At 68.2% G+C, this 13,708-nt stretch carries 14 protein-coding genes; 5 read left to right on the top strand and 9 right to left on the bottom strand.

The features are described from left to right. Position 1 precedes the first annotated feature (1 nt). The gene (locus KQ304_RS12215) at positions 2-1,162 is read left to right on the top strand and encodes a geranylgeranyl reductase family protein (RefSeq protein WP_259737331.1); all 1,161 of its coding nucleotides are present in this window, start codon (positions 2-4) and stop codon (positions 1,160-1,162) included. 16 nt (positions 1,163-1,178) lie between these two features. Here KQ304_RS12215 and KQ304_RS12210 read toward each other — a convergent pair whose 3' ends face one another. The 5 genes from KQ304_RS12210 to KQ304_RS12190 form a co-directional block, all read right to left on the bottom strand. After that, positions 1,179-1,553 carry a Crp/Fnr family transcriptional regulator gene (locus KQ304_RS12210; RefSeq protein WP_259737330.1) on the bottom strand — a complete coding sequence of 125 codons (375 nt, stop codon included), beginning with the start codon at positions 1,551-1,553 and terminating at the stop codon, positions 1,179-1,181. A 15-nt stretch (positions 1,554-1,568) separates the two neighbouring features. Further along, entirely contained in the window at positions 1,569-2,747 is a 1,179-nt protein-coding gene (locus KQ304_RS12205; protein ID WP_259737329.1) for a transaldolase, read from the bottom strand. Between the two features lie 64 nt (positions 2,748-2,811). Then, a complete protein-coding gene (locus KQ304_RS12200) occupies positions 2,812-4,599 on the bottom strand; it encodes a penicillin-binding protein 2 (protein ID WP_259737328.1) in 1,788 nt (595 codons plus the stop codon). A gap of 71 nt (positions 4,600-4,670) precedes the next feature. Continuing rightward, a complete protein-coding gene (locus KQ304_RS12195) occupies positions 4,671-5,171 on the bottom strand; it encodes a hypothetical protein (protein ID WP_259737327.1) in 501 nt (166 codons plus the stop codon). 59 nt (positions 5,172-5,230) lie between these two features. Then, on the bottom strand, positions 5,231-6,559 hold the full coding sequence (locus KQ304_RS12190) for a CPBP family intramembrane glutamic endopeptidase (protein ID WP_259737326.1): 1,329 nt from the start codon (positions 6,557-6,559) through the stop codon (positions 5,231-5,233). Positions 6,560-6,705: 146 nt separating this feature from the next. On the opposite strand from KQ304_RS12190, the gene KQ304_RS12185 reads away from it, so the two are divergent. Next, positions 6,706-8,064: a histidine phosphatase family protein gene (locus KQ304_RS12185; RefSeq protein ID WP_259737325.1), complete on the top strand. Its 1,359-nt coding sequence runs from the start codon at positions 6,706-6,708 to the stop codon at positions 8,062-8,064. Then, positions 8,064-9,329 carry a dihydroorotase gene (locus tag KQ304_RS12180; protein WP_259737324.1) on the top strand — a complete coding sequence of 422 codons (1,266 nt, stop codon included), beginning with the start codon at positions 8,064-8,066 and terminating at the stop codon, positions 9,327-9,329. The genes KQ304_RS12185 and KQ304_RS12180 overlap by 1 nt, the downstream gene beginning before the upstream one ends. On the opposite strand, the gene lepB is transcribed toward KQ304_RS12180, so the two are convergent. Continuing rightward, positions 9,271-10,077 carry a signal peptidase I gene (gene lepB / locus KQ304_RS12175; protein WP_399229320.1) on the bottom strand — a complete coding sequence of 269 codons (807 nt, stop codon included), beginning with the start codon at positions 10,075-10,077 and terminating at the stop codon, positions 9,271-9,273. The genes KQ304_RS12180 and lepB overlap by 59 nt on opposite strands. A 120-nt stretch (positions 10,078-10,197) precedes the next feature. Here lepB and KQ304_RS12170 point away from each other — a divergent pair, with 120 nt between their 5' ends. Beyond that, positions 10,198-11,736 (top strand): hypothetical protein, encoded by a 1,539-nt coding sequence (locus KQ304_RS12170; RefSeq protein ID WP_259737323.1) that lies wholly within the window; start codon positions 10,198-10,200, stop codon positions 11,734-11,736. Here KQ304_RS12170 and KQ304_RS12165 read toward each other — a convergent pair. Then, positions 11,648-12,073, bottom strand: coding sequence for a Spx/MgsR family RNA polymerase-binding regulatory protein (locus tag KQ304_RS12165; protein WP_259737322.1), 426 nt, complete (start codon positions 12,071-12,073; stop codon positions 11,648-11,650). The genes KQ304_RS12170 and KQ304_RS12165 overlap by 89 nt on opposite strands. Beyond that, a complete protein-coding gene (locus tag KQ304_RS12160) occupies positions 12,070-12,432 on the bottom strand; it encodes a (2Fe-2S)-binding protein (RefSeq protein ID WP_259737321.1) in 363 nt (120 codons plus the stop codon). The genes KQ304_RS12165 and KQ304_RS12160 overlap by 4 nt, the downstream gene beginning before the upstream one ends. A gap of 130 nt (positions 12,433-12,562) precedes the next feature. Between KQ304_RS12160 and KQ304_RS12155 the strand changes: the two genes are divergently transcribed. Continuing rightward, entirely contained in the window at positions 12,563-13,246 is a 684-nt protein-coding gene (locus KQ304_RS12155; RefSeq protein ID WP_259737320.1) for a class I SAM-dependent methyltransferase, read from the top strand. Here the strand turns inward: KQ304_RS12155 and KQ304_RS12150 are convergent, their stop codons facing one another. Then, positions 13,247-13,621, bottom strand: a complete 375-nt coding sequence (locus KQ304_RS12150; protein WP_259737319.1) for a hypothetical protein — start codon at positions 13,619-13,621, stop codon at positions 13,247-13,249. Positions 13,622-13,708: the final 87 nt, after the last annotated feature.

Raw genomic sequence — 13,708 nt, 5'->3', positions numbered from 1 at the left:
CGTGGCCAGCGCTGCCAGTGGGCCAGCCTGTGATGCCGATGTGATCGTGGTGGGGGCCGGCGCGGCAGGAGCGGCGGCGGCTTATCACCTGGCTGCCCGGGGCTGGCGGGTGAGGCTGCTGGAGGCCCGCCCCCTGCCCAGGCCCAAGCCCTGTGGCGGGGGGATGGCCGCCTCCGTGCAGGACCTCTTCCCGTTCGATCTGCGCCCTGCCGTGGATCGGGTGATCACCAAGGTGCGTTTCACCTGGTGCCTGGAGGATCCGGTGATCGCCGAGCTGCCTGGGGAGGCTCCGTTCTGGATCGTGCGCCGCTCCCGGCTGGATCAGGTTCTGGCCCAGCAGGCGGTGGCCTCTGGGGCCGATCTGCTCGAAGCCACCGCTGTGGAGCGCATCTCGCGGCATGGGGAGCACTGGCGGGTCCACACCATGGCGGGCGCTGCGCTCAGCTGCCGGGCGGTGGTGATCGCCGATGGGGCCCGCTCCAGCTTCGGCCAGGCGCTGGGCCTGGGATCGCCCCAGCCCCGCTACGCCTCGGCTGTGTCGGTGGAGGTGGACGGAGAGGTGCCGGAGCCTGACACGGCCCATTTTGAATTCGGCCTGGTGCGCCATGGCTTCAGCTGGGCCTTCCCCCGCCAGGGGGGTCTCAGCATCGGTGTGGGCAGCTTCATCGGCCGCGAGCCGCTGGAGGCCGAGGCGATTTTGGCCCGCCTGCTGCCCAGCTTCGGCCTGCCGCCAGACAGTGGCGAGCGGCGAATCTCTCCCCTGCGGGTCTGGGACGGGCATCACCGGTTGCACCATGACGGCGGTGCCGTGGTGGTGGGCGATGCGGCCTCGCTGGTGGATCCCTTTCTGGCGGAGGGACTGCGTCCCGCCCTGCTTAGCGGCACCCGGGCCGCTGAGGCCCTTGACCGCTGGCTGGGCGGTGAAGCCCGGGCCCTGGCGGGCTACAGCGAGGCGATGCGGCTGGAGTGGGGCCAGTCGATGGCCTGGGGCCGACGCATCGCCCAGGTGTTCTACCGCTTGCCGCGGGTGGGATACCAGCTGGGGGTGAAGCGGCCCACCGCCCCGCGGCGCATCGCCCAGATCCTCTCGGGGGAGATGGGCTATGGCGACATCGCCCAGCGGGTGATCCGCCGGTTGATGTTCAACCGTGGGTCGAGCTAGCGCAGAAGTGCTTGAGTTAGCGCAGGCAGTCCTTGAGCTGGCGCAGGCGTTGATCGATCGAGCTGAGCAGTTCGATTGCGAACATCGGTGATTCCTGAACGGCGAAAAGGAACTTCTCCCGGTTCATCACCAGGATCCTGCAGGGGGTGATGGCCTTGGCATTGCCATAGCGCCGGTGGTCCGGGGTCACCAGAGCGCCGGCACCGAAGACATCGCCTTCCTTGATCTGCTCGTGGCCGGCCTCACCGTTCCAGCTGAGCTGGACACTGCCCTGCAGCAGCCCGAACATGCAGTCACCAGACTCCCCGGCCTTGAAGATCAGGTCGTCTGGGGCGTAGTCACGCACTTCGCCCTGGCTGGCCAGGGCGCGCAAGGTGTCGAGGGCATTCATGGGTCGAAGGATCGATCAGGCCGCAGCAGCCGCCAGGGCCAGCGGGGCGCCGAGGCCGCCTCGCACGTCTTCGGGCACCAGCCTGCCATCGTGGTCGGTGTCGAGGGCATCGAAGACCGCATCGCTGCCCAGCCACTCCTCGCGGGTGATGCAGCCGTCGCCATCCATGTCGTTGAGCAGGAAGATCTCCTGGGCGGCATGGGCGAAGGCGGCTTCCCCCTCCAGTTCAGCGAGGCGGTGGGCCAGCTGGGCTTCGAGGGTTTCGATCGCCTTGCTGAAACCGCGGATGCCCTCATCGAGTTTTTCGCTGGCCATGCGATCAGCCGCCATGGCGGTGATGTAACCGGAGCTGTCGAGGCTGAACTGAGCCTCGGTGGGTGCTGGCTTGAGGGGATCGAGCTTGCGCTGCAGGGGAGCTTCGGTGTGGCGCAGCTGATCGAGCAGCTTGGGTGAAATCGTGAGCAGATCACAGCCGGCCAGTTCGATGATCTCCTCGAGGTTGCGGAAGCTGGCACCCATCACCTCGGTGCGGTAGCCGTAGGTTTTGTAGTAGTTGAAGATCTTGGTGACGGAGATCACACCGGGATCTTCTGGGCCGGGATAGTGATCACGACCGGTGTCATTTTTGTACCAGTCGAGAATGCGACCCACGAACGGCGAGATCAGCGTGACGCCCGCTTCGGCGCAGGCCACCGCCTGGGTGAAGCTGAACAGCAGGGTGAGGTTGCAGTGGATGCCCTCCTTTTCCAGGGCCTCTGCGGCCTTGATGCCCTCCCAGGTGGAGGCGATCTTGATCAGCACCCGCTCCTTGTCGATGCCGGCGTCGGCATAGAGGCCAATCAGCTTGCGGGCCTTCTCGATCGTGGCCGTGGTGTCGTAGCTGAGCCGGGCGTCCACCTCGGTGGAGACGCGCCCGGGCACGATCTGGAGGATCTCCTTGCCGAAGGTGACGCAGATTTCATCGAGGGCTTCAAGCACCACCGCCTCAGCCGGTGCCGCGGCCCCGATCACCTGGCGGGAGGCCTTGAGTGAGGCATCGATCAACCCCTGGTAGAGCGGGATCTGGGCGGCGGCCAGAATCAGGGAGGGGTTGGTGGTGGCGTCGCGGGGGGTGAACTGCTTGATTGCTTCCAGTTCACCGGTGTCAGCAACGACCACCGTCATGGCAGCGAGTTGATCGAGCAGGTTGGGCATGTCCCCAAGCATCGGCGTTTCAGCAGAGGCTAGCCAGTGCCCGACGGGAGCACCCTGGGCGTCCTCAACCCCGCACCGTTGATGCGCTGGCTGGCTGGCGGCCGGGGCTGGGAGGCACCTTCTCCAACACCAGCAGAGCTTCGATGATCTCCTTGGCCGCCGGCACCGCCACGGTGGAGCCGTAGGCATTGCCCCCCTGGGGCTCATCCACCACCACCAGCACCACGTAGCGCGGGTCGTCGATCGGCAGGTGGGCCACGAAGCTGGTGATTCGCGCTCCCGGGATGTAAACCCCATTGAGGGCCTTCTGGGCGGTGCCGGTTTTGCCGCCGATGCGGTAGCCCGGCACCTGGACACCCTTGCCGCTGCCCTTGTCCACCACCGTTTCCAGCCAGGCCATCACCTGCTTGGTGACGGCCGGCTGCATCAGCTGCATGCCCTTGGCTTCAGGGGCCGAGGCCAGGCTGTCGCCGGAACGCAGCCCACGGGTGATGTGAGGGCTCACCAGCCTTCCGCCGTTGGCGATCATGGCGTGCAGCTGAAGCAATTTCAGTGGCGTCAGCGAGAAGCCCTGGCCGAAGGCGGCCGTGGCCGGCTCGATCGGCTGGGTGGTGAACTGTTCGCGGGTCTTGAGTTCGCCCGCCACCGCTCCGGGCAGGTCGGTATCGGGCACGGTGTCGATGCCGATGCGGCGCATCCACTCCCAGTACACCGAGGGCTTGAGGCGGCGCATGGCCTGCACCATGCCCACATTGCTCGACACCTGAAGCACGGTGGCGAAATCGAGGATGCCGTTGGCCCGCCGGTCGTGGTTGAAGATCGGCCAGCCACCGATTGAAAGCTGGCCCACGTCGTTGACGCTGCCATTGGCCTGGATCGCCTTCTCCTGCAGGGCGATCGCCAGATTGATCGGCTTGAAGGTGGAGCCGGGCTCGTAGAGGTCCTGCACCGACCACTCGCGGAACAGTCCCGGGGAGAACTGCCAGAACTTGTTGGGGTCGTAGCTGGGGATCGAGGTGAGCGCCAGCATCTCGCCGTTGCGCACATCCATGACCATGGCCGAGCCGCGCTTGGCCTTCCACTGCTTCAGCTGTTTGGCCAGGGCCTGCTGGGCCACCTGCTGCAGGCGGGCGTCGAGGGTGAGCTGCAGGCGCAGGTCATCGGTGTAGAGCACTCCGGCCTGAAGGCCGTCGGGCAGGGGTGTGCCGTCGGCGCCCCGGCGCAGTTTGCGAATGCTCTCCTGGCGGCGCAGGTCCTTGTCACGGCTCTGCTCCAGGCCGGCCTGGGCCACCCGCTCCAGGTTGAGGAAGCCCACCACATTGGCGAACAGTTGACCCTGGGGATAGATGCGCTGGGGGTAGGGCTCGAGGTCGAGGCCACTGATGCCCAGCTCCCTCAGACGACGGGCGGTTTCGGGGTCAAGATCGGTGGCGAGTTTGACCCCGGACCTGCGGCCATCGATCTTGCGCATCAGATCGGCGGTGGGCACCAGCAGCACTTCGGCGAGCTTCTTGACCGTGTCGGAGCTGCTGCGGATCAAGTTGGGATCGTCGCCTGGAAAATTGAAGTAGCGGGGATGGGCCCAGAGGGTGAAGCGTTCCTCATCGAGGGCCACCAGCCGCCCCTTGCGGTCCACGATCGGCCTGCGCTTACCGATCGGTTGGGTCTTCTGGGTCTGGATCGCCCGGGCCCGCTGCTGCAGGCGGTCGCCCTCCCTGACCTGAAGCCAGGCCATGCGCCCAGCCAGACCCACCAGGGCCAGGCAGAGGGTGAGATACACGGTGAGCAAGCGGCCCGCTGGGACCGGTTGCAGCTGGATCACCCGGCGCCTGCTGGCACGGGGATTCTCCACCGATGTGGGATCTGCGCCCCCTCCATGCAGGGTTAACGGTGGGGGTCCACTGGCGGAGCGACGGGCCACCTTCAGTACCCGGCCTGAACAATCTTGGGATCAAGGCTGATGCGACCCAGTTCCGCGCCAAGAGTGCGGGGATCGAGGGATTGGAGATTGAGGGGTTTCGCCTGGCTGGCGATGGGGCTGAGGGGGGGTTTGGGAGCCTGGGCTGCAGGGGATGGCAGATGGATCAGGCGCTGAAGACTGGTGGGCACCAGCAGGCCCGGGCGGCGAGCCATCGCCAGGTGGTGCTGCTCCAGCACCGCCGTGGATTCCTGCAGCCGGTGCTCCAGCACCTGGGTGGATTCCAGCAGCTCAAAGCTCCGGGTCCATTGCCCCTGCCAGTGCAGGGTGAGGGCCGTGAGGCCCACCATCGAGAGCCCGAGCGCCACCAGCAGGCCATCGGAAGCCCTGTGCAGACCGGCCAGCCAGGGGGACTGGCGCACCACACGCCGGGCCGAAAAAGAACCCTGGATCAGCTCCAGGGGGCGGCGCCTGAAGAAAGGCTGGGGCGATGGAGCAGCAACCACCGGGACCTGTCGAATCTTCGCAAGTGAACCATGGGGCGCAAGGGGCAGCAAGGCTGCCATCAGCGAGCCAGCAACAACAGGTTGGTGAAGGTGAGTCCGTTCCAGAGCGCGTGCAGCCCCACGCAGGTGCTGAGACGGCCACTGCTCAGGCGCAGCCAGCCCAGTCCCAGGCCCAGGGTGAACAGGGGCGGAAACTCTCCGAGGCTGAGATGGGCCAGGCCGAAGACCGCACTGCTGATCAACACGGCGGAGAGGGGGCCGAGTTCCCGGCCCAGCACCGGCAGGAGCACCCCCCGGAAGATCGTTTCCTCGAACAGGGGGGCCAGCACGATCGCCGTGAAGGCGAAACAGGCCAGGGTCAGGCCGTTGCCACTGCGCAACACCAGCTCCAGCAGGGGGTTGCTGCCGCCCACATCGCTCCAGATGAGCTGTTGCAGCCAGCCCACCAGGGACACCAGGGGCAGCACGATCAGCAGATACTTCAGCGACTTGCGCAGGCCAGGAGCCAGCGGCTTCCAGCGGAACTGCAGCCAGCCCCCTTCCGGCGCCTGACCCCGCGAGCGCAGCAGGAAGAAGAGCATCAGCAGGGGGGCGGCCATCAGGCCCAGGTACATGCTCAGCACCGTGACCCCATCGGCAAGGGGGGGCTTGATCGCCAGGGCCGTGAGCGTGGCCTGCAGCAGGGGACTCAGCAACACCGGAGTGAGCACCTCCCCCAGCAGCACGAACCCGCCCGCAATCAGCAGCACCACATCGATCACCCCCAGGTCGGGGCCGATCAGGGGCGGCAACGGCGCCTGCTTGCCTCGCCAGCGCAGCCAGCCCTCCCGCAGCAGCAGCACCAGGCCGGCCAGCAGGGCCAGGGCGGGCAGCAGGTTGATGCCCAGCAGCTGCAGCAGGGCCCTGCGCTCGGCGGCCGGCTCGGCGCAGTCGCCGCCGGCCGCCAGCACCTGGCAGCTCAATCGCCGCACCAGTGGGTCCTGAAGCATCCCCCGCTGCACAGCGGGCATGGCGCCGCCCTGGGGATGCAGCAGCAGTTGTTCGATCAGGGCCTGATCGTCAGGGCCGGCCTGCAGCTGCAGCTGCAGCAACAGGGGGCGGGCGGCCGCCGTCTTGCCCTGGCGCAGCTGCAGCAGAGCCCGCTCCAGCAGGCTGATCCTGGCCTCCTGCTGACCGGCCGTCTGGGCCTGCAGCTCCAGTTCAGCCAGTAGCAGGGCCCCGGGGTCACTGCCCACCAGCAGCGGCTGCAGCGATGGTGGCACCGCCGGGGCCGCCAGGGTGCTGAGTTCCAGTTGCCGCCGGGAGAGGTCGTTGCCCACCGAGGGACGCTCCAGGCTCTCCAGGAGCCCGTTGAACCAGAGCAGCAGGCTCAGCACCAGGCTGACCATGGCCAGCCCCACCTTCAGGGACCCGGCCCGTGCTCGCCCAGCTGTTGCCACCTCGACTCCTCGCAATCGCCTGATTCTCCCCCGAGCCCGCTGGGCCGTATCAGGTTCCCTCCCATACGATGACGGCGCTTCCAGCTCCAGACCCCGTGCCCCTTCGGCTCCTGCTCGTCCGCCATGGACTCAGCAGCTTCAACACCGAGCGCCGCATCCAGGGCCGGGATGATCTCTCCTCCCTCACCGTCGAGGGACACCGTCAGGCCCGCCTCACCGGAGCAGCCCTGGCCGACCTGCGCCTCGATGCCGTCTACAGCTCACCCCTGAGCCGGGCTGCCGCCACCGCCGCCGGGCTGCTGGAGGCCCACTCAGGCGGGCTCAGCGCCCAGTTCGATGACGACCTGCTGGAGGTGGACCTGGCCCCCTGGTGCGGCCTGCTGGGGGCTGAGGTGAAGGAGCGATTCCCCGAGGACTACCGCCTCTGGCGCGACGCCCCCGAGCAGTTGGAGCTGCAGCGCTCCGATGGCAGCCGCTTCCGGCCGATTCCCGAGCTGATGGACCAGGCCCGCCGCTGGCTGGATCGCCTGGAGCGTGAGCACCTCGATCGATCTGATCAGGCCGGCGGCGCCTTCACCACCGTGTTGGTGGTGGCCCACAGCGCCATCCTGCGCTGCCTGGTGCTGCAGTTGCTGGGGCTCCCCGCCAGCCGCTTTCAGGGGCTGCGGCTTGATAACGCTTCCCTCTCGGTGCTCAACCTGCAACGCCAGGCCGGCGGCGGCGTGCAGGTGCAGATCGAATCGCTCAATGTCACCGCCCACCTCGGCGCCGGGCTGCCGCCGAAGGGAGCCGGAGCACGGCTGCTGCTGGTGCGCCATGGCGAAACCGACTGGAACCGCCAGGGCCGTTTCCAGGGACAGATCGATATCCCCCTCAATGCCCATGGCCTGGTTCAGGCGCGCTCAGCCGCCGACTTCCTCAGTGACGTGCCGATCCAGAAGGCCTTCACCAGCTCGATGGCCCGTCCCCGCCAGACCGCCGAAGCGATCCTCACGGCCCACCCCGGGGTGATGCTCAGCAGCCAGGACGGCCTGGTGGAGATCGGCCATGGTCAGTGGGAGGGCCGCCTGGAGCAGGAGATCTCCCAGCAGTGGGGGGAGTTGCTGCAGCAATGGAAAGATGCGCCCCACACCGTGCAGATGCCAGACGGTGAAAATCTCCAGCAGGTGTGGGATCGCTCCCTGGCCTGCTGGAGCAGCCTCGCCGCTGGCCTGGAGCCGGAGGACACCGCCCTGGTGGTGGCCCATGACGCCGTCAACAAGACGATTCTCTGTGCCCTGCTGGGGCTGTCTCCGGCTGACATCTGGATGGTCAAGCAGGGCAACGGCGGCGTGAGTGTGATCGATTGGCCGGCGCCGGGTCAGGGCGACCGGGCCCTGCCGGTGGTGAGCTGCTTGAACCTCACCAGCCACCTCGGTGGTGTGATCGACCGCACCGCCGCCGGCGCCCTCTGATGACGGCCCAGCTGCTGAAGGATGTTCAGCTGCTGCAGGGACCCGCGCAGCCGCTGCAGCGCAGCGATGTGCTGATCGAGCAGGGGGTGATCACAGCGATCGGCACCGGCGCCGGCGCCGAGGCGACCCGCCGGGGCCTGCTGCCCAGGCCGGCGGGCTCCTGGCTGCTGGCGCCGGCCCTGGTGGATCCCCACAGCGTTCTGGAGGAGCCTGAAGACGGCCGCGCTGAAACCCTTGGGAGCCTGGTGCGTTCCGCGGCGGCGGCCGGCTACGGCACCGTGGCCCTGCTGCCGCGGGCCCGCAACTGGCGCGATCGCCCCGAGTGCCTGCGCCTGAGGGCGGAGCCGCCCTTCGAGCTGCCGCTGTGGGGGGGATTCAGCCTGGGCGGCCGCGGTGACGACCTCTCGGCCCATGCAGATCTGCTGGCCGCCGGCGCCCTCGGCCTGGCGGAGGAGGGGGAGCTGCCGCCGCTGCCCCTGCTGGAGAGGGGGCTCAGCATCGGCGAGTGCGCGGATCGCCCCGTGCTGCTGGCCCCGCGCAACGCCAGCCTCGATCACGGCGGCTTCGTGCGTGAGGGGGTGGAGGCACTGCGCGCCGGCTGGCCCCTGGATCCACCCCTGAGCGAAACCATTCCCCTGCAGAACCTGCTGGCGCTGGCGGCCTCCCTGCCCGAGGTCCGCCTGCGCCTGGCGAATCTCTCCACCGCCGCTGGTGTGCAGCTGCTGCGGGCGGCCGAGACGGCACCGATGGCCACGGTCTGCTGGTGGCACCTGGTGGCCGACAGCGGCAGCCTCGATCCGGTGGCGGAGGGCTGGCGCCTGGTGCCCTCCCTGGGCACCCCCGCGGATCGCCGCGCCCTGGTGGAGGCCCTGGCCGATGGGGTGATCAGCGCCGTGGCGGTGCACCATCAACCGCTCGATCCCGAGGAGCAGCTGTTGCCGCTGGATCAGCGGCGGCCTGGTCTGGCCGGCCACCGCTATGTGCTGCCGCTGCTGTGGCAGCAGTTGGTGCGGGAGCAGGGCTGGAGCGCCGCGGCGCTCTGGGAGGCCCTGTGCTGGGGGCCGGCCCGCCTGCTGGCGCTGGAGCCGCCCGCTCTGGCAGTGGGCTCCAGGCGCTGGATCCTCTTCGACCCCGACCAGGAGTGGACGCCCAGGGCCGATGGCGAGGCCTCCAAGGCCGCCAATCAACCGCTGGCGGGTGAGCGGCTCAGGGGGCAGGTGCTGGCGACGGGGCTGCTGCCGGAGCTGTGGCTGGGGCCCCACTGAGGGGATCGGGGTCGCCCAGGGGACCGGTGCGATCCAGGGGCCAGAAGCGATAGAAAGCCCGGCCGATGATCTCGTTGCCCGGCAGGAAGGGACCACCGGGCCAGAAGCGGCCATCCCAGCTGTTGGCGCGGTTGTCGCCCAGGGCCAGCACCGCTCCGGGGGGCACCACGGTGTCGAGGCTGCGGCAGGGGCCGATGCCCTGGCTGTCGATCGGGCAGAAATTCTCCACGTAGGGCTCGCTGATGGCCTTGCCGTTGATGCTCAGCTGGCCGCGGGGGTTGACCACCACCCGATCGCCGGGAATGGCCACCACCCGTTTGATGTAGGCATCGCAAGCCGGTTGCTGCAGGCCGGGAATCGAGCCGATCAGGGGCAGGTTCACCAGCAGGCAGCTCAGGGGGCTGGAGCTCTGGTTCGCCCGCAGGGCGGGATCGAAATGGAAGGGGGATTGAAAGACCACGATTTCCCCGCGCCGTGGGGCGCGGTTGCGGAAGCTGATCTTCTCCACCAGCAGCCGGTCCTGAATCTGCAGACCCGGCAGCATCGAGCCCGAGGGGATGAAGCGGGCCTCCACCAGGAACTGACGAATGCCCAGGGCCACCGCCAGGGTGAGCAGCACGCTGCGCCAGAACGCCCAGGAACTCTCTGAACCCTGAGCGGAGCCCTGCGGTGGCCGCAGCCCCTGCTCCGGCCCGGACTCAGGGGTCCCCGCTGGTGTGATCGGTGGGGGGGAATCCTCGGCGCTCAAGGCTCTCCTGCTGCTGACGGTGGCTCCAGCCTGTCGCTTGGCGGCTGCAGCCGGCCACCTTAGGGCTCCTGGGAGGGGCAATCCGCCTGCTTACCGTGGAACCGATCGACGCTGTTTTCCATGGTGCGACCGCGCTGGCATCTCAGGTCCTCGGCTGGCTCCCACAGCCTTGGACACCGCTGGGATCAGTTCGTCGCCCTCTGGGCCAGCCTCAATCTGCTCTGGGTCTGCTTCGACATCACCTACGTGCCCCTGCGCACGTTCTGGCTGCAGCGCAACCTCTATCCCCTGCCCTCAGCTCCGCTGGTGCTGCCGCTCGGCTTCCTGCCCGACATCACGCCCTACTACGACCCGGTCAAGGGGATCGAGCCCCACCGCGAGACCAAGGCCTATCTGGAGGCCTTCGAGCAGATGGACCGTGCCCTGCTGGCCGGCTCTGCAGCCAGCGAGCTGCGCCAGCGGCAGATCGCGCTCACCAACGAGATCATTGAGGAGAACCCCTTCCTGGCCTCCGGCGGCTCCGGCACGCTGGAGAAGATCAAGAACCGCCTGCGTGAGCGTGCTGACCTGGATTCGGCCAAACAATCAGCCGACCAGCTGCTGGGGGACGAGTGGCTGCAGGGACGCTCCTGGAGCGAAGAACGCCGCTTCTGGCAGCAGCAGGTGCTGCCGCTGGTGGCCACCAACTACTGGCGCTCGATCGATGAGAACGGTCGGCCCACCAATCACTTCTGGCGCTTTGATCTGCTGCTGTTCCAGAGCGTCTTCCTGGCGGACATCCTGCTGCGGGCGGCCCGGCTGCGCCGGCGCCTGCCGGGGCTGAGCTGGAGGGATGCCCTGCTGCGGCGCTGGACCGACCTGCCCCTGCTGATGCCGTTCTGGCGCTTGCTGCGCCTGATCCCCGTGGTGGAGAGGCTTCAGACCAGCGGCCTGGTGAACATGGAGCCCCTGCGGGCCGTGGTCAGCCGGGCCGTGGTGGCCCTGCTGGCGGTGGAGCTGTTTGAGGTGCTCGCCCTGCAGCTGATGGATGGTGCCCAGGGCCTGATCCGCTCCCCTCAATGGCCCCAGCGCATCCGCCGGCTGCGCAGCCATCAGACCGTCACGATCAACGACGAGCGCGAGCTGGTGGAGCTGCTGCGCATCTGGGGGCCGCTGCTGCTCAGTGATGTGGGTCCCCGCCTGGCTCCCCAGCTCCAGGCCGTGCTGGCCCATTCCCTGCAGCAGACCCTTCAGTCGATGGTGGTGCCACCGGGGCTGCGCCAGCTGCAGCTGCTGATGCAGGTGGAGCAGCAGCTGACCCAGCAGCTGGCCACCGGACTGGTGGAGAGCATGATCGAACTCTCGCGCGGAGCCGGCTCAAGGCTGCAGCAACGGGACAACCGCCAGATCGATCTGCTGCGCGATTGCGTCGATCGCTTCTGGGATGAACTGGCCGAAGCCCTTGAGCGTGGTCCGGTGCTGGAACGCAGTCAGCAGCTGGTCTGCGCGCTGCTGGAGGAACTCAAGCTCACCTATCTGGGCCAGATCAACCGCACGGGCATCGACGCTCTGATCCGTGAGCTGGATCAGCTCACGGTGCCGCCGGTGACTGATCAGGACCAGCCCCAGGGAGCAGAGGCTTCAGGGCTTCCCTCCAGACCTCGGGATCAAAGCCCGTGAGCAGCGGGCCGCCGTCGACCCAGAGCAGGGGTCTGCGGATCAATCTGCCGTCGGCGGCCAGGGCCGCGATGGCCTCATCGGGGGACATCGCCTTGACCCTGGCGGCTCCGAGGGCGCGGTAACTGGCCCCGCTGGTGTTGAACAGGCGCCTGGGATCGGCCAGATTCGACCAGACCTGCTCCAGCTGCTGCCGGGTTGGAGGCGAGAGAGTGATATCGATCAGATCCACCACCAGGCCCTCGGCGACAAGCCATTTCAGGGCCCGGCGGCAGGTGGAGCACTTCGGGTAGCTGTAGAGCCGCGGGCGGCCTCCAGCGGAGGCGCCAGCCGGACTCACTTCCGGCCGACGAGCGACTTGAGGGCGCCCACGAGGCTGTTGGAGCCCTTGCCCACGGCGGCCTCAGGACGGGTGCGGATGGTCACGTCGCCATTGACGCTGGTGCGGCAGCTGAGGCGGAAGTTGGCCGGCCTGTCTGAGAGGTAGACCTGCTCGACATCGCTGCGGGGCGAGAGGTTCTGGGCACCTTCGAGCACTTCGACGACGCAGGTGCCGCACTGGCCGAGGCCGCCGCAATTGTTGAAGTTGTTCAGGCCCTTGTAGGGGTTGATCCCGGCATCCAGGGCCGCCTGGCGCAGGTTGGCCCCCTCGATGCAACCAACCTTCTGGTCTTCATTATCGAAGCGGATGGTGGGCACGGATCGCAGCGGCTACTGGCGCTAGCCAATCTACCTTCCGGAAGGTCCTGAGATTCATCCGTTGCAACGGTTCTTGGCCGGGGCCCAGGGCCTCCCCTGCCTACGATCCTAAGGAGCGCGCACAGGGCCCATGGCTGCACCGATCGGCGGCGATCTCTCCGGGTATGACCTGGTGGTTGAAAGCCTGATCCCTGGCTACGCCAGCCTGGCACGGCTCGGGGTGGCCCTGCTGGCGGCCTCGCCTCTGGCCGGCCGGGCTGGAGCCCAGGTGCTGGTGGCCGGCTGCGGCACCGGGGCCGAGCTGGTGGAGGCCCTGGCCCAGCGCCCGGACTGGCAACTGAGTGCGGTCGATCCCTCCGCAGCGATGCTCAGTGCCGCCCAGCAGCGCCTCGGCACGGCCGCCGCTGGCCTGAACTGGCGGCAGAGCACGGTGGAGGAACTGGATGCCGAGGCCGGCTTTGATGGAGCCCTTTCGGTCCTGGTGCTGCAGACCCTCCCGGATGACGGCAGCAAGCTGGCCTTCCTCTCGGCTCTGGCCCGCTGCCTGCGGCCTGGGGGTCAGGTGGTGCTGGTGGACCTGATGCGTCCGGCCCTGCCCCTGCTGGAGGAGCAGATGGCGGAGGCCTGGCTCGGTTTCCAGCGGGCCTCAGAGCTGCAGGCCCCACGGGAGCTGCTGGAGCCGCTCACCCACGGATCCCATCCGGTGGGGCTGGCGCGGCTCACCGCCCTGGTGAACGCCGCCGGCTTCACGGACCCGGCACGGGTGTTCCAGGCCCTTGATTACGAGGGATTCCTGCTGCAGCGCTCTTCCTGATCAGCGCGGGCGAACCGATCCCGATGGAGGGATCCCAGGGAGAGGCAGCCGATCGGGCTGCTGATAGCCACGGCTGACGGGAATGGAGAGGCTGGGATCGGCCCGGAAGGCGCTGCGTTCCAGCAGAACGGCCGCCACGGGAACGATCAGGGCCAGCAGGGCAATGGCGGCCCCCAGCAGCGGTGAGCCTGGATCAAGGAAGCCCTCCGGGCTGTACGACTCATCCGTGCCCCCCCCTCGAGCTGTGCTGGACCCTGGCCTTGACTCGGTGCTGGCGGGGGTAAGGGAGGTGGCGAAAACGGCGTGAGCTTGGGCTGGGTCTGCGGCCGTGGCAATGGCTGCGGCCGTGCCGGTTCGCGGAGGTTCGGAATCCATGGAGAGGGTTGAGGGACCAGCTTCAAGATCCAGGGTTCGATGGGCACACAGGCCGCATCAAAACTGAAGCTCAAAGCAGCAATGGCC

The organism is Synechococcus sp. CS-1329 (assembly GCF_025128055.1).
Taxonomy (GTDB): Bacteria; Cyanobacteriota; Cyanobacteriia; order PCC-6307; family Cyanobiaceae; genus Regnicoccus_A.
Note: the sequence above shows the minus strand (reverse complement) of the source record. Positions and strands in the feature narration are given on the sequence as shown.

Excerpts from the sequence above, each read along its gene's own strand:
- KQ304_RS12150 (WP_259737319.1), bottom strand. The coding sequence starts at position 13,621 with ATGGATTCCGAACCTCCGCGAACCGGCACGGCCGCAGCCATTGCCACG.
- KQ304_RS12155 (WP_259737320.1), top strand. The coding sequence starts at position 12,563 with ATGGCTGCACCGATCGGCGGCGATCTCTCCGGGTATGACCTGGTGGTT.
- KQ304_RS12205 (WP_259737329.1), bottom strand. The coding sequence starts at position 2,747 with ATGCCCAACCTGCTCGATCAACTCGCTGCCATGACGGTGGTCGTTGCT.
- KQ304_RS12170 (WP_259737323.1), top strand. The coding sequence starts at position 10,198 with ATGGTGCGACCGCGCTGGCATCTCAGGTCCTCGGCTGGCTCCCACAGC.
- KQ304_RS12190 (WP_259737326.1), bottom strand. The coding sequence starts at position 6,559 with ATGGTCAGCCTGGTGCTGAGCCTGCTGCTCTGGTTCAACGGGCTCCTG.
- KQ304_RS12210 (WP_259737330.1), bottom strand. The coding sequence starts at position 1,553 with ATGAATGCCCTCGACACCTTGCGCGCCCTGGCCAGCCAGGGCGAAGTG.
- KQ304_RS12180 (WP_259737324.1), top strand. The coding sequence starts at position 8,064 with ATGACGGCCCAGCTGCTGAAGGATGTTCAGCTGCTGCAGGGACCCGCG.